The sequence below is a fragment of the Longimicrobiaceae bacterium genome, from assembly GCA_036375715.1.
In the GTDB taxonomy this organism is placed as follows: Bacteria; Gemmatimonadota; Gemmatimonadetes; order Longimicrobiales; family Longimicrobiaceae; genus DASVBS01.
The window spans coordinates 14,778-27,734 of the sequence record DASVBS010000034.1; the positions used below are offsets into that span (position 1 = coordinate 14,778).

Consider the following 12,957-nt stretch of genomic DNA (forward strand, 5'->3'; position numbering starts at 1 on the left):
TCCGCGTATGGAGTGCACCCGGCAGACGATCTCATCCACGCCCACGCGGCCAACGGTCTGGCCGGTCTTCTGCTCGGACGCTGCTACCGATGCCAGGTGAGAGAGTGACCGTCGACTCCATAGAGCTGTCGCAGGCCAGTGCAGTCCGCACCGCCCAGGCGGACGAGCTATTCTCCTTTCCGGGTCGCTGGGTCGGAGGGGGCAGTCTGATCCTGGGTCCCATCCTGATCGCTAGCGGCGCACTGCTCCGGAGCCCGTTCCACTTCTTTGCCCCTCAGCAGCTCGCCGCTTACCAGGCGCACCCAACGCTGATCACCGCGGCGTACAGCCTCTATTCGATCGGCAGCGTCGTGCTGTGCTTCGGAATCATCGCCCTTGCGAATCTGATCGGGAGATGGAATCGAGTGTGGGCGGCATGGGCTGGCAGCCTCGCCGTCCTCGGTCTCTTCAACCGCACCTTCTCCGCGGGCGTGGACCACCTCGCCTTCCAGCTCGTCCGGGTTCAGAACCTGAACATGGCGGTCCAGGCCGTGTCTCACTCGTATCGGGCCTTTCACATCTTCCGGTACCTGAACGGCGCGATCATGATCGGGTGGGTGCTCCTGGCGATCGGCGCGTATCGCTCGGGCACGCTCGGGTGGTTCCGCTCCGTTGCACTCGGCCTCATGGTGATGCTTCCGATCGGCACCCTCAAAGGCACGGAGATTTGGTCGCTTGCCATCGTGGGGCTCTGCATTGCCCTGATCCCGCTCGGAATCTCGATGCTGCGCGGTGGCCTTCCCCTCAGCAGGCGGGCTAAGCTCTGGACCATCGTGGTGATTGCGTGGAGTATCATCCATGCCATCCTCACCATCCGGTTCCCGGTACTGATGAACTAGCAGGTTTTCTACGGGTAGGTACTATCTGCGGGTACCTGTTGCGATGCGTGCATTATTCGCGATTGTCGGCGCGCTGATCGCCTTGATCGGGCTCGTATGGCTGTTGCAGGGCATGGGCTTGCTGCCCGGCAGCTTCATGACGGGACAGCGGCAGTGGGCGGTCTACGGAGCTGTGGCGATCGTCGCCGGCGTGATGATCATCCTGCTTTCGCGACGTCGCCTGCGCGACTGAACTATTCGCGGTGAGGAGCTCGAAGGATGACACAGAGGTTACAAAGGAAGGTCGCGGACAAGGCCACCAGATTCCTCCGTCCCTTCGATCCTGGTGTTAGCGACATGGTGGCTCCTGCGTTCCCGCCGTATCCTCTGCGCCCCGCCCTTGTCGAGGTGTTTTACAGGAGCAGGGAGGTAGCCTATGGGCTTCTGGCTGCATCCTTGCTGGTTCTAGGCTCCTCGGTTTTCGTGTTGTTCGTTGCCGGGGCCAGCCCGGTGTTGATCATCCCGATCCTGCTTGTCCCGGCGATCTGCCTGCTGCTCGTCTGGTGCATCACCATCGAGGTGAACTCCGACGAGCTGCACGTGAGCCTGGGGATGGGTGCGGGCCGTCGCGTTCCACTCAAGGAGATCACGAAGGTCTCGATCAGCAAAGCCCCCTGGCATCAGGGCTGGGGGATTCGCGCATCGCGGCTGGGCTACCTGTACCGTGTCACCGGTTTCCGAACCGTAGACGTGGTACTCAAGAACGGCGAGACCATCCGCCTCGGTACCCGTCGGGCCGACGAGTTGCAGCGAGCGCTGAGGCGCGCGCTCAAGTCCAACCGGCAACGGACACGCGGCAAGGTTGCGCAGCGGTAGCATCTCTGCTCGTACTCTCTCGACGAGGTGAGGGAGGTGCATTCAGTTCGTCCTTGTCGGCCGCACGGCCCCGATTTCGCCAGTTCCCCCCTCAGCGCCCCTGGAGCAGCCCACTGCCCGCATTATCCGGCGCCTGGGAGCAGAGCTCGGCAGTCGGCCTGTTCAGTGACGGCCGCACCTGGAACGCCACCATCGGCCTGGGTCACCCAAACCTGCTTCCTGGAACCTTTTGATTGCAGTACCGCCGCGCATCGTCGCGCCGACTACGCTCCGCCACGATGGCCGGCGGTACTTTGCCACCGTGCTGGCGCGAATCAACTCCCGGGATCGAGCACTTGTCGATCTCGCCGGGCCTCCTACGACGCATGGGGTGAAACCGATCAGAATCACCCACTCTACGGACGAGACCTCGCCGATGAACATCGCGCTCTGGATCCTGCAGCTGCTCCTTGCCGCGGCCTTCGCGGCGCACGGTTGGATGCTGGTTGCTCCCCCACCGGAGCTTCTTCCCATCATCAACGAGTCGCTCGGCGTGGCGTTCCGACTCTTCCTCGGGGTGGCGGAGATCGCCGGTGCAATCGGCCTCCTCCTGCCCGCGGCTACGCGGAAGATGCCGTGGCTGACCCCGCTGGCTGCCGCTTGTCTCGCCTTCGTCGTCGCCAGTGCTACCGTACTGCACCTCTCGAGAGGCGAGAACAGCTCGGCGGTCACAACCGTGATCCTCTTCCTCCTGGCCGCGTTCGTGGCGTACGGTCGGTGGCGCCTGCGGCCGATCCAGGCGAGAAACGTCAGCCGCTCCGCGGCGGATGCCTTCGTAGGCTAGGGCGAGCGAGGCAGATGTGAGCACGATCGTGGTGCAGGCGTTCGTCACCCTCGACGGCGTGGTGCAGGGTGTCGGTGCGCCCGATGAAGACCGCGAAGGCGGGTTCGAGCACGGTGGTTGGGGGATGGATTACGACGCGCAGATGGACGAGCGCGGCGAGGTCGGAGAGCTGATCGGGGAATGGGAGCGCGGGACCGAGGCACTGCTGCTCGGCCGCAAGACGTACGAGATCTTCGCCCGCTCCTGGGGCGTGTGGGACGAGAATGCGGAAGGCCTGCAGGGCGAGCTGACCCGAAGGTACAACCGGATCCCCAAGCACGTTGCGTCGCGCACGCTGACGGAGCTAGGCTGGCGGAACTCGCACCTTCTGGGCGCCGACCTCCCGACTGAGGTGCAGAAGCTGCGGGCGGCACCCGGCGGAGAGATCCGCGTGTGGGGGAGCACCGGGCTGATCCGGACGCTGGCGGCGCACGACCTGGTGGACGAGTACCGGATCGTCGTCTACCCGCTCGTGCTGGGTAGCGGGAAGAAGCTCTTCTCCGATGGCTTCGCGCCCACTAGGCTCGCCCTGGTCCAGAGCCGTCCTCTGCAATCCGGGGTCCTGGTGAACACCTACCGCCGCACTGAGGCGGGTGGGGCGTGATCTGCGCCTCGCGTCCATCGCGCATGGAGAATCGATGTCGGATCGTGGATACCTCCTGGACAACCAGAAGGTCGAAGCAGAGCAGCGGTGCCGCGGAGGCATATTCCCCGATCGCCAGGCCTGAATGCATACCGCTGGAGATTGCCACGATCGACATGATTCGAGGTGATCTGCTGAGCAGCGGCCTGGTAGCCGAGGACGAGATCGAGCGTCACCGCGAGAACGTGCGAGCCGGGGTCCTGGACCTCTCTCAACCACCCATGATTTCGGTTCGGGGATGCAAACCCGCCATTCGCAGCTGAGCCGTCGCACTCATGCCACCCCCCACGACGCCAGGTTACTCCGGTCGCTCGCTGGCGCAGAAGCTCGGGATCAAGGAGGGGAGCAGCCTCCTGGCAGTCGGCGCGCCACCAGACTACCTCGATCGACTCGGTGCGCTACCCGCAAACGCGGCGATCGTTGAGCGGATCGGACCGGCGGTCGACATCGTGCACCTTTTTGTCACGCGAAGGGCGGACATGGAGGGGCGTCTGCGTGCGCTCCGCGAGCAGGTGCGCCCCGACGCGGCGGTGTGGGTGTCATGGCCGAAAAAGTCGTCCGGTGTGGAGACTGACATCAGCGAGAATATCATCCGCGAGGTGGCACTGCCGCTGGGTTTCGTGGATGTGAAAGTCTGCGCGGTGACGGAGGTCTGGTCGGGTCTGAAGCTCGTGGTCCGCAAGACGTTGCGCTGATTGCGAAGTTTCCGGTTTCTCATCCTGGTTCCGGAGCAAACAATGACTCGTGTACGCGTGCACAACTTCAGCATCTCCCTGGACGGGTACGGAGCCGGCCCGCGCCAGACGCGGGAGGAACCCCTCGGCGTCGGCGGAGAAGAGCTGCACGAATGGTTTTTCCCGACGCGCACCTTCCGGCAAATGGGAGGGAAGAGCGACGGCACCAAGGGCGTTGACGACGAATTCGCGTCGAGATTCGGGAAGGGTGTGGGTGCCTATATCATGGGGCGCAACATGTTCGGGCCAATCCGTGGCTCGTGGCCCGATGAAACCTGGCGCGGGTGGTGGGGGAAGAACCCTCCGTACCACGTCCCCGTGTTTGTGCTGACGCACCATGAGCGCGCGCCAGCCGAGATGGAGGGCGGTACCGTCTTCCATTTCGTGACGGGCGGAATCCACGAGGCGATGGACCGGGCCAGGGAGGCCGCGAAGGAGAAGGATATTCAGATCGGAGGGGGCGTTTCGACGATCCGCCAGTACCTGGAGGCGAGGCTCATCGACGAGTTGCACATTGCGATCGCCCCGCGATTGCTGGGCTCGGGAGAGCACCTGTTCTATGGCCTCGACCTCCTGGAGCTGGGCTATGAGTGCACGACGCACGTGCCGACGGAGGCAGCGACGCATATCGTGCTGACGAAACGTCAGTGAGCGGGACTGTACAAGACAAGGAGACAAGGGGACAAGGAGACAGGGAGGGGGATTCGGGAGAATTCATAGCCGAATTCAAAATTTCCGTTTTGGTGCGCCTCACCTCTTCGGAGACACCAGGCATTCAAGGTGACTTCTGACGCCAGCGATCGACTGCGCCGTGTTCGCGCGGTCCGGGCGGAGCTGCACGCCATCGGTCCGAAACGCACCCGGCCATTCGATGGGGATTTCGAGAACGTCGCCATGCCGGTGGGGGACTGCGACGCTCTGCGGGAAGTGCTCATCGCCGAGGGTGCTCGCACCGTCATCGAGATCGGCCTCGCCTATGGGAGCTCGGCTCTGGCGATCGGAGAGGCACTCTGTTCGACGGGCCCACCCAACCCGTCCCACATCGTCATCGATCCGTTTCAGGCCTCGGCCTTCGATAACGTGGGCCTGGAGGCCCTGGAGGCGGCGGGCCTTATGGCGCAGACCACTTTCTTCGAAGAGCCCTCCTCCAGCGTGCTCCCGCGTGTCCTGGGCGAGGGGTTCACGGCCGATGCGGCCTTCGTCGATGGCAGCCATCGATTCCACGAGGTCTTCGTGGACCTGTACTTCCTGCGAAAGCTCGTTCGTCCGGGCGGGCTGATCATCCTGGACGACGTGGAGTGGCCATCCGTCGCGGCGGCTCTTCACTATTTCGACCTGAACCTCGGGTGGCAACCGGTCGCCATCGAGGGGCGGCTGACGGCGCGCCGCCTTCCCGAGCCGTTCGAACCCAGCTTCAGCGATTTCATACCGTTTATCCCGGTCAATCCTTGAATCATGACGCCGGCACAGGTCGACCCGTGCCGGCTGACAGGCCGATGCGGCGAACTCCGACTGCGGCGTCAGGATCGCATGGGGACCGGTTCCCTGTTTGGCCCCGAGATACTCCTGGTCCGGGTGTCGCCCGACTTCTCGGGGGTCGATACTCTCGGTGTGTACGGCCGCATCGTCCCGCAGCACATCGAAGTCGGCGGAGCGGGACGGTTCGGCCGCCGCCTGGCATGGCGGAGTCACCGGACTGTCCGAGCCGCCGCCTCGCCCTCGGAATTCGTAATTCGGATCAACTGGATCGGCGCGGAACGCCGAACTGAAACAACAAGGAGCAACCTTGAGCAAGCTCCTCGGTTTCCTCGGTCTGACTCTGGGCGGCTGGCTCGGCTGGGCAATCGGCGCACGGCTCTCCATTACCGCCGCCATTTTCCTCAGCATCGTTGGAACGGGCCTGGGCCTCTACCTTGGCCGCCGCATCGCTCAGGAGTACTTCTGACCTCGTTGCTTGCTACGGGCCGCCGAGCCCCCGGTCGTCCGGCATTCTCTCGAGCTCAGCCTCTATCCCCCACCCAGCTTCGCTGCATTCATCGCCTGACTCTGGTCGTGTGCGGCACCCTCGCCCCGGAGTTGCAGGATCGAGTACATTCCACATCCTTGACTCGCCGCGCCCGCCCGCAGAGCATGCCGGAGCATGGAGATGGCTGAAGGATCTGTGCCGACGAGTAGCCAGACCGCCCTCGTTCTGGGCGGCGGCGGCTTCACGGCGAGCTCGTGGATCACCGGGCTCGTCGTCGGAATGGCCGAGGGGGGTCTCGACGTGCGGAGTGCCGACGTGCTGATCGGCACCTCGGCGGGAGCCCGGGTGGCGCTGCAGCTCGCGCGCGGGGCTCCACTGGAAGAGGTGTTCGCGCGGCAGGTGGGCGCGGCGGCACACGTGGGACGTCCGTCCGCCCCGCTGGACTGGGCTCACCTGCAACGCGAGGTGGCGCGAGCGAAGGAGCTGGGCGGCGACCGGTCGGAGATCCTGCGGCGCATCGGGCAGCTCGCCCTCGCCCACGGCGGGCCGGACCGAAGGGCGCTGGTGGCGTCGCAGCTGCTTCTACAGGAGTGGCCGGAGCGGAGCGTGCGGCTGATCGCGCTGAACGCCGAGACCGGAGTGCGACGGGCGTTCGACCGGGAAAGCGGCATCGAGCTGGTCGATGCGTTGATGGCCACGACGGCATTCTTCGGCGCCGCGCCGGTCTGGTTCGACGGCCAACCCTACATCGACGGCGGATTCTACTCGAGCGACAACGCTGACCTGGCCGCCGGATGTGCGCGGGTACTCGTGCTGGCTCTGCGCGCCCCGCCCTGGGCGATGCGGCTCGTATCGCTGGAAGCGGGAGTCGCGGAGCTGCGGGCGTCGGGCGCGGAGGTAGTGGTGATTCAGCCGGACGAGGAGGCAATGGAGGCGATCACCTCCGCCGGGAGTCCAATGAATCCGGCGGTCTTCGAGTCGGCAACGCGAGCGGGGCGGGCGCAGGGGCTCCGCGAGGTTGCGCGGCGCGGCACGAGCTGGTGGTAGCTCCTCTGGTAGTTGGTCGCCACCTATGCCCGACTCTCTGACAGGTACCTCAACCTGTTCTGGGATGCCCCCCGGCGATAACGAACGCTCTAAAGCGTCTGGGCAAATTTCCACTCGACACTCCACCGTGGGGAGACCATGGCGACGACTCTCGAGCGCGTCTACCGGATGAAGTTTGCGGGCGTGTATCCGCACTACCTGCAGAAGGTGGAGCGGAAGAACCGCACGAAAGAAGAGCTCGACCAGGTCATCTGCTGGCTCACCGGCTACAGCACGAAGGAGTTGCAGCAGCAGATAGACCTGGGAAGCGACTTCGAGACCTTCTTTGCCAACGCACCCCACTTCAATCCCAACGCGTCGCTCATCAAGGGCGTGGTGTGTGGCGTGCGCGTCGAAGAGATCGAAGACCCGCTCATGCGGAAGGTGCGCTACCTGGACAAGCTGGTCGATGAGCTGGCAAAGGGTAAGACGATGGAGAAGATCCTGCGTCGGTAATCCGTGCGTGATTTGCGATACGGGCGTAGCTCGCTGGCGAGACCAAGCGAAGCACTACCCGATGCAGGAGTGTGACCGCGTCGGCTAACCACCTGCGACGGGGGGAGGAATGGGATCCTCGATCGGAATGGGTATCGCGGTGGGGCTCGTTCCGGGGTCGGGCTCGGCAACATTGGCGCCGGCATAGCGATTCGGTGCCGCCAGCGGCCTGGCGGTCGGTGCTGCATGCCCGAACCATGGTCGCTAGCTACGAACGATCGCGTAGCATGGCGGTCTGCACACATGGCGCCGGCGAGGTGGGCGGCAGTTCGCTTCGAAGCCGCGGGAAGCCGTTGAGGCCTGCTACCCGCGGCTCAACGATTTACCGCGGGCTTGAAGCCGCGCTACGACGGCGTTGCAACCATGCTTCAGAGGGTGACGGTGACGGCCAGCGGAGTCGCACGGCGCCCGGTCTATACTCGCGCGCGCCCCCGCATCACCAGATGGAGGATGAAGAGGAGGACGACCGCACCGACGAAGGCGGTGAAGATCGTTCCAGCGAGGCCGCCGAAAGGCGTGCTGACGCCGAGCGAACGGAAGATCCAACCGCCGACGAACGCCCCCACGATGCCAACGATGATGTCTCCGATGAGCCCCACGCCTCCCACCACGAGTGCCGCGAGCACTCCCGCGATCAGGCCGACGATCAGCCACGTAACCAGGTCCACGGCACACCTCCTCTTCAAGGGTTTCTCGGGCAAGGCGCAACCCGCGTGCCCGGTGTTCGATGACGCCCCTCCGATCGCTTGGACGAGAGCCCGTGGCTCGGGCCGTGCGTGATGAGGAATGCTTTGCTGCGCGTGCCCTGTCGTCCCGCGGAGCATCTGGAGATCTTCCTGTAGGGCCGCCCCTTGTGGTCCACACGACCCGCCCTTACGGGTCGCCTCATCCCGAAGTTCCGATCCACAATCCAGCCAACGGCGGTGCGTCATGCCTTGCCCGAACCAATGCCTCCCGCTGGTCGTTGCGGCTGCGCTCAGGCTGGCTCCGAACTTTGGCGCGGCCCAGGATACCCCGAGCGAGCCACCATCCCTCCGCCGGGTCAGCTCGTCGACCTGGGCGGGTGGCGTCTCCACCTCAACTGCACGGGCGAAGCAGGGCCGGGCAGCCGACTGTAATCCTGGAGGCGGGCGCCGGCGGGTTTTCCGTGGATTGGAGTCTGGTTCAACCCGAGGTCGCCGCTTTGCACGCGTGTGCTCCTACGACCTCCTATTCGAATCCGCAGATAGGCAGTTGCCATGTGTCGTAACATCAGGGTTCTGGCCAATTTCGATCCGCCTGCCACGGAAGAGGAGATCCGTGCCGCGGCGCTTCAGTACGTGCGCAAGGTCAGCGGGTCTACGCGTCCCTCCAAGGTCAACGAGGAAGCCTTCAACCGAGCGGTCGACGAGGTGGCCGCCGCCACCGAGCGGCTCATTCGTTCGCTGAAGATCAAGGCCCCGCCGCGCGATCGTGAGGTGGAACGGGAGAAGTTGAAGGCGCAGTCGCGAAAGCGTTTCGGCCGTGAACCCCTCCACAGCCCGATCCCCCACGTGCCAAGGAGCTAGCGGGGCCATCCAGTCAGGGACGGCCGGGGACGCTTGTCACTTTCCGCCCGCCTTCGCGCTGATCAAGCAACCGCACCTCCGCTCACCTGCGCCGACCCACGTCGCGCTGCCTTGCAGCGGACGCTGCACACGGGCATCATAGCCACTCGGCGGTGCGGCACGCGCCGCGCCCCCGCTCCGCCCCCTATCGTGCGGCCGGAAACGACCTCGCCGGAGGGGAGACCGGATCCTTCGTCTCTGGTAGACGGCCACCCTGCTGCTCGCCGTCCTCGGCCAGCAGAACCCTCTCTTCAGCCGCTCGAGCGGCATGATCGGAATCGGAAGAATCCCACGATGAGATATCTGATCCTCTTCATCTGTCTCCTTCTCGGCGTGACCCCGGCGGAGGCGCAGGTCGAGACCGCATCCGACGACGTTCTGATCGAGGTTGGGGGTGCCAGCACGGAGATTCGAACGGACGACCAGGGAGTCCTGCACGTAGCAGTGTCCGAGAGCGATGCCCTGGAGCTCCGCCAGCGAGGATTCGTCAGGTACAGCGACTTCGGAGCTCGCGGAGATGGCAAGACGGACGACATCGACGCCATCGCCGTGGCGCACGCGTTCGCCAACGAGTACGATCTCCCCGTTCGCGCGGACGAAGGTGCCACCTACTACATCGTGGGGGAGCGTACGGCGGTCATCCGGACGGACACCGATTTCGGCACGGCTGAGTTCATCATCGACGATCGGAACGTCCAGGATCGGACCTCCTCCGTCGTCGAGGTAGCCTCCAGTCACGAACCGCTGGAGCTCAGCGGGATCTCCTCTCTCCGCAGAAATCAGAAGAAGATCGACGTCTCATTGCCTGGACCTGCCCTGATCACCGTCACCGATACGACGGTCAGGCGCTACATCCGCTATGGGCCCAACCAGAACAACGGCGCCCCACAAACCGACATCTTCGTGGTCGACGCGCAGGGCAACGTGGATCCAAACACTCCGATCATCTGGGATTTCGATCGGATCACGGAGATCACGGCCCTGCCCATGGACGAGACGACACTGCACATCACCGGCGGCCGCTTCACCACCATCGCCAATCAGGCCGAGTCGAAGTACACCTACTACAACCGGAACATTGCGATCAGACGCTCCAACGTGGCGGTGGATGGGCTGGAGCACCGCATCACCGGCGAGGGAGATCACGGCGCGCCGTACAGCGGATTCATCAACATCGGCGATGCCGCCAATGTCACCGTCCGGAACACCGTGCTGACCGGCCACAAGACTTACCGCACCATTGGCTCGGCGGGAGAACCGGTCTCCATGGGCTCATATGACGTGCTCGTGAACCGCGCCCTCAACGTCTCGTTCATCAACAACCGCCAGACCAACGACATCAACGACCGGACGTACTGGGGGATCATGGCCTCCAACTACAGCAAGAACCTCCTGTACGACAACTGCACCTGGTCGCGCTTCGATGCCCATATGGGGGTCGCCAACGCCACCATCCGCAACTCGACCCTGGGGCACATGGGCATCAACGCCATCGGCACCGGGGTCTTCACCGTCGAGAACACCACCGTCTACGGAAACAACTTCATCAACCTGCGCAGCGATTACGGCAGCACGTGGCAGGGAGAGATCGTGATCCGGAACAGCGTGTTCGTGCCCTCCGGCGGCAGGCCCGTGAGTGCCAGCCTGATCGGCGGCCGCAATACCGGACAGCACGATTTCGGCTACACCGCCTACATGCCGGAGCGCATCATCATCGATGGCCTGCGCATCGACGATTCGAATCACCCGGAGGAGTACGAGGGCCCGGCGATCTTCGCGAACTTCAACCCGCAGATGACGGACGAGTCGTACCGGGAGCAGTTTCCCTACATCCGAACCAAGCAGGTCATCCTCAGGAACGTGACCACGGCCAGCGGCAAGCCTCTGCGGGTCAGCAACAATGCGTTCATGTTCAAGGACGTTCAGATCATCAGGGAGTGAGCTCACGTACGGCTAGTTGACTACTGTCACCTCATTCGAGTGAGGCCTCGATGCGGGTAGCCCGAGTCCTGTTGTCGAACAACCGATCTGTGACGATACGAAGCACCGCTCCGGTCATCCTTGCTCTGGCCATCGTCGCCTCCGTTCCGCTGCACGCTCAGGAAGCGAACGGCTCGCGTCCCGCGAGCACGAACGTGCGTGGCGCAGACTTCCCGCGGGTTCACCCTGACGGCCGGGTCACATTCCGGATCGCGGCGCCGCACGCGCGCAGCGTCGTCCTGAACCCGGGCGGGAGCGACAACGGGCTCGGCGCACCCACGCCAATGCAGCGAGGCAACGACGGAGTCTGGACCGTTACTGTCGGGCCCGCGGTGCCGGGGTTTCACTACTACTGGTTCCTGGTCGACAGCGTGGTGGTGAACGATGCCGGGAGCGAGACGTTCTTCGGCTGGGGCCGGCAGTCCAGCGGCATCGATGTACCCGATCCGGCGGGCGACTTCTACGCCGCCCGTGACGTGCCGCACGGAGAGGTCCGCGAGCGGTGGTATCGATCCAGCACCACCGGTGGTTGGCGGCAGGCGTACGTGTACACACCGCCGGGTTATGACGCCGACCCCGAACGGCGCTACCCGGTTCTGTACCTGCAGCACGGGGCAGGGGAGGACGCGCGTGGCTGGGTAAAGCAGGGACGGATGAACCTCATCATGGACAACCTCATCGCCGAGGGCAGGGCTCAGCCCATGATCGTGGTGATGGAGACGGGCTATGCCACCCCGGACTCCTCGGCGGCCGATGCGGGGGCCGCACCCGGCGGAGGCGGAGGAGGCACGCCCAACGCGTTCGCGCAGCTCGTGGTCGACGACCTCATCCCCATGGTCGACTCGACCTATCGCACGCTCCCGGAGCGGGAGCACCGGGCGATGGCGGGGTTGTCGATGGGGGGAGGGCAGACGCTGCAGATCACCCTCGCAAACCTGGACCGCTTCGCCTGGATCGGGTCCTTCAGCGGCGCGCTGGGACAGGATTTCGATCCGGAGACTGCCTATGGCGGCGCCCTCTCCGACCCGGAGCGGATCAACCGGGAGGTGCGGCTCCTCTACTTCAGTGCCGGGACCGAGGAGCCCCGCTTCCACCGGGCCGCCACCGCGATCACGCAGGCCCTGAAGCAGGCCGGATTCGAGAACGTCGTGTTCTTCGAGTCGCAGGGAACAGCCCACGAGTGGCAGACCTGGCGGCGGGCGCTGCACGACTTCGTTCCGCGGCTCTTCCGGCCCTGAGTCGAGGGCTCGAGGACGCTGAGCAATCAACCACCATCTCCTCCTCGCTCATGTTGGAACAACTCCAGATCCGCACGGCCACCCTCGATGATGCCGAGCCGCTGACTGTGCTCGCGGAGCAGACCTTCCGCGACACCTTCGCCGCGGACAACACGGTCGAACACCTGGAGGCGTACGTCCGCTCGGCGTTCACCATCGATCGGATTCGGGAAGAGTTGGATGACGACGATAGTCTCTTCTTACTCGCCTTCCTGGAGGACAGCGATCGGCCGGTCGGCTACGCCAAGCTCCGAAGCGGAGAGGCGCCACCGTGCGTGACCGACCCGGACCTCATCGAGCTCCAGCGGATCTACGTGGATCGGAGCGCGCAGGGCCACGGAGTGGGGGCCGCGCTCATGCGGGCGAGCCTCGACATGGCTCGAACGATTGGATGCGGTACGGTCTGGCTCGGCGTGTGGGAGCACAACACCCGTGCGATCTCTTTCTACGAGCGGTGGGGTTTCAAGACAGTCGGGGACCAGACCTTCCTCATGGGCGCTGATCCCCAACGAGACCTCGTCATGACGCGAGCGCTCCGGCGGGAATAATTGCTGATTGCGAATTACGAATTACGAATTACCCAAAGGCAAAGACG

At 64.6% G+C, this 12,957-nt stretch carries 17 protein-coding genes; 16 read left to right on the forward strand and 1 reads right to left on the reverse strand.

Annotated features, from left to right (window positions below; translation table 11 throughout):
• The first annotated feature begins 104 nt into the window (after nucleotides 1-104).
• From VF167_06910 to VF167_06965, 12 genes are all read left to right on the forward strand, one after another.
• Nucleotides 105-878: a hypothetical protein gene (locus VF167_06910; GenBank protein HEX6925142.1), complete on the forward strand. Its 774-nt coding sequence runs from the start codon at nucleotides 105-107 to the stop codon at nucleotides 876-878.
• 43 nt (nucleotides 879-921) lie between these two features.
• A complete protein-coding gene (locus VF167_06915; GenBank protein ID HEX6925143.1) occupies nucleotides 922-1,110 on the forward strand; it encodes a hypothetical protein in 189 nt (62 codons plus the stop codon).
• 203 nt (nucleotides 1,111-1,313) lie between these two features.
• Nucleotides 1,314-1,733 (forward strand): hypothetical protein, encoded by a 420-nt coding sequence (locus VF167_06920; protein ID HEX6925144.1) that lies wholly within the window; start codon nucleotides 1,314-1,316, stop codon nucleotides 1,731-1,733.
• A 370-nt stretch (nucleotides 1,734-2,103) separates the two neighbouring features.
• Nucleotides 2,104-2,556 (forward strand): DoxX family protein, encoded by a 453-nt coding sequence (locus VF167_06925; GenBank protein HEX6925145.1) that lies wholly within the window; start codon nucleotides 2,104-2,106, stop codon nucleotides 2,554-2,556.
• 16 nt (nucleotides 2,557-2,572) lie between these two features.
• Nucleotides 2,573-3,199 (forward strand): dihydrofolate reductase family protein, encoded by a 627-nt coding sequence (locus VF167_06930; GenBank protein ID HEX6925146.1) that lies wholly within the window; start codon nucleotides 2,573-2,575, stop codon nucleotides 3,197-3,199.
• 155 nt (nucleotides 3,200-3,354) lie between these two features.
• Nucleotides 3,355-3,501 carry a hypothetical protein gene (locus VF167_06935; protein ID HEX6925147.1) on the forward strand — a complete coding sequence of 49 codons (147 nt, stop codon included), beginning with the start codon at nucleotides 3,355-3,357 and terminating at the stop codon, nucleotides 3,499-3,501.
• 12 nt (nucleotides 3,502-3,513) lie between these two features.
• The gene (locus VF167_06940) at nucleotides 3,514-3,933 is read left to right on the forward strand and encodes a hypothetical protein (GenBank protein HEX6925148.1); all 420 of its coding nucleotides are present in this window, start codon (nucleotides 3,514-3,516) and stop codon (nucleotides 3,931-3,933) included.
• A 42-nt stretch (nucleotides 3,934-3,975) separates the two neighbouring features.
• Complete coding sequence (locus tag VF167_06945) at nucleotides 3,976-4,623, forward strand: dihydrofolate reductase family protein (protein ID HEX6925149.1); 648 nt, start codon at nucleotides 3,976-3,978, stop codon at nucleotides 4,621-4,623.
• 129 nt (nucleotides 4,624-4,752) lie between these two features.
• Entirely contained in the window at nucleotides 4,753-5,424 is a 672-nt protein-coding gene (locus VF167_06950; GenBank protein ID HEX6925150.1) for a class I SAM-dependent methyltransferase, read from the forward strand.
• Nucleotides 5,425-5,758: 334 nt separating this feature from the next.
• Nucleotides 5,759-5,917 (forward strand): hypothetical protein, encoded by a 159-nt coding sequence (locus VF167_06955; protein HEX6925151.1) that lies wholly within the window; start codon nucleotides 5,759-5,761, stop codon nucleotides 5,915-5,917.
• 201 nt (nucleotides 5,918-6,118) lie between these two features.
• Complete coding sequence (locus VF167_06960) at nucleotides 6,119-6,985, forward strand: patatin-like phospholipase family protein (protein HEX6925152.1); 867 nt, start codon at nucleotides 6,119-6,121, stop codon at nucleotides 6,983-6,985.
• 138 nt (nucleotides 6,986-7,123) lie between these two features.
• Complete coding sequence (locus tag VF167_06965; GenBank protein ID HEX6925153.1) at nucleotides 7,124-7,480, forward strand: DUF2200 domain-containing protein; 357 nt, start codon at nucleotides 7,124-7,126, stop codon at nucleotides 7,478-7,480.
• A gap of 452 nt (nucleotides 7,481-7,932) precedes the next feature.
• Here VF167_06965 and VF167_06970 read toward each other — a convergent pair whose 3' ends face one another.
• Complete coding sequence (locus VF167_06970; GenBank protein ID HEX6925154.1) at nucleotides 7,933-8,187, reverse strand: GlsB/YeaQ/YmgE family stress response membrane protein; 255 nt, start codon at nucleotides 8,185-8,187, stop codon at nucleotides 7,933-7,935.
• Between the two features lie 570 nt (nucleotides 8,188-8,757).
• On the opposite strand from VF167_06970, the gene VF167_06975 reads away from it, so the two are divergent.
• The 4 genes from VF167_06975 (at nucleotide 8,758) to VF167_06990 (ending at nucleotide 12,910) form a co-directional block, all read left to right on the forward strand.
• Complete coding sequence (locus VF167_06975; protein ID HEX6925155.1) at nucleotides 8,758-9,066, forward strand: DUF2277 domain-containing protein; 309 nt, start codon at nucleotides 8,758-8,760, stop codon at nucleotides 9,064-9,066.
• A gap of 333 nt (nucleotides 9,067-9,399) precedes the next feature.
• Nucleotides 9,400-11,046 (forward strand): right-handed parallel beta-helix repeat-containing protein, encoded by a 1,647-nt coding sequence (locus VF167_06980; GenBank protein HEX6925156.1) that lies wholly within the window; start codon nucleotides 9,400-9,402, stop codon nucleotides 11,044-11,046.
• Between the two features lie 89 nt (nucleotides 11,047-11,135).
• Nucleotides 11,136-12,323 (forward strand): alpha/beta hydrolase-fold protein, encoded by a 1,188-nt coding sequence (locus tag VF167_06985; GenBank protein HEX6925157.1) that lies wholly within the window; start codon nucleotides 11,136-11,138, stop codon nucleotides 12,321-12,323.
• Nucleotides 12,324-12,373: 50 nt separating this feature from the next.
• The gene (locus VF167_06990; protein ID HEX6925158.1) at nucleotides 12,374-12,910 is read left to right on the forward strand and encodes a GNAT family N-acetyltransferase; all 537 of its coding nucleotides are present in this window, start codon (nucleotides 12,374-12,376) and stop codon (nucleotides 12,908-12,910) included.
• Nucleotides 12,911-12,957: the final 47 nt, after the last annotated feature.

What these genes read in the sequence shown, in the direction of transcription:
- VF167_06915 (HEX6925143.1), top strand. Translation starts at nt 922, where the DNA reads ATGCGTGCATTATTCGCGATTGTCGGCGCGCTGATCGCCTTGATCGGG.
- VF167_06935 (HEX6925147.1), top strand. Translation starts at nt 3,355, where the DNA reads ATGATTCGAGGTGATCTGCTGAGCAGCGGCCTGGTAGCCGAGGACGAG.
- VF167_06940 (HEX6925148.1), top strand. Translation starts at nt 3,514, where the DNA reads ATGCCACCCCCCACGACGCCAGGTTACTCCGGTCGCTCGCTGGCGCAG.
- VF167_06945 (HEX6925149.1), top strand. Translation starts at nt 3,976, where the DNA reads ATGACTCGTGTACGCGTGCACAACTTCAGCATCTCCCTGGACGGGTAC.
- VF167_06960 (HEX6925152.1), top strand. Translation starts at nt 6,119, where the DNA reads ATGGCTGAAGGATCTGTGCCGACGAGTAGCCAGACCGCCCTCGTTCTG.
- VF167_06965 (HEX6925153.1), top strand. Translation starts at nt 7,124, where the DNA reads ATGGCGACGACTCTCGAGCGCGTCTACCGGATGAAGTTTGCGGGCGTG.
- VF167_06975 (HEX6925155.1), top strand. Translation starts at nt 8,758, where the DNA reads ATGTGTCGTAACATCAGGGTTCTGGCCAATTTCGATCCGCCTGCCACG.
- VF167_06980 (HEX6925156.1), top strand. Translation starts at nt 9,400, where the DNA reads ATGAGATATCTGATCCTCTTCATCTGTCTCCTTCTCGGCGTGACCCCG.
- VF167_06990 (HEX6925158.1), top strand. Translation starts at nt 12,374, where the DNA reads ATGTTGGAACAACTCCAGATCCGCACGGCCACCCTCGATGATGCCGAG.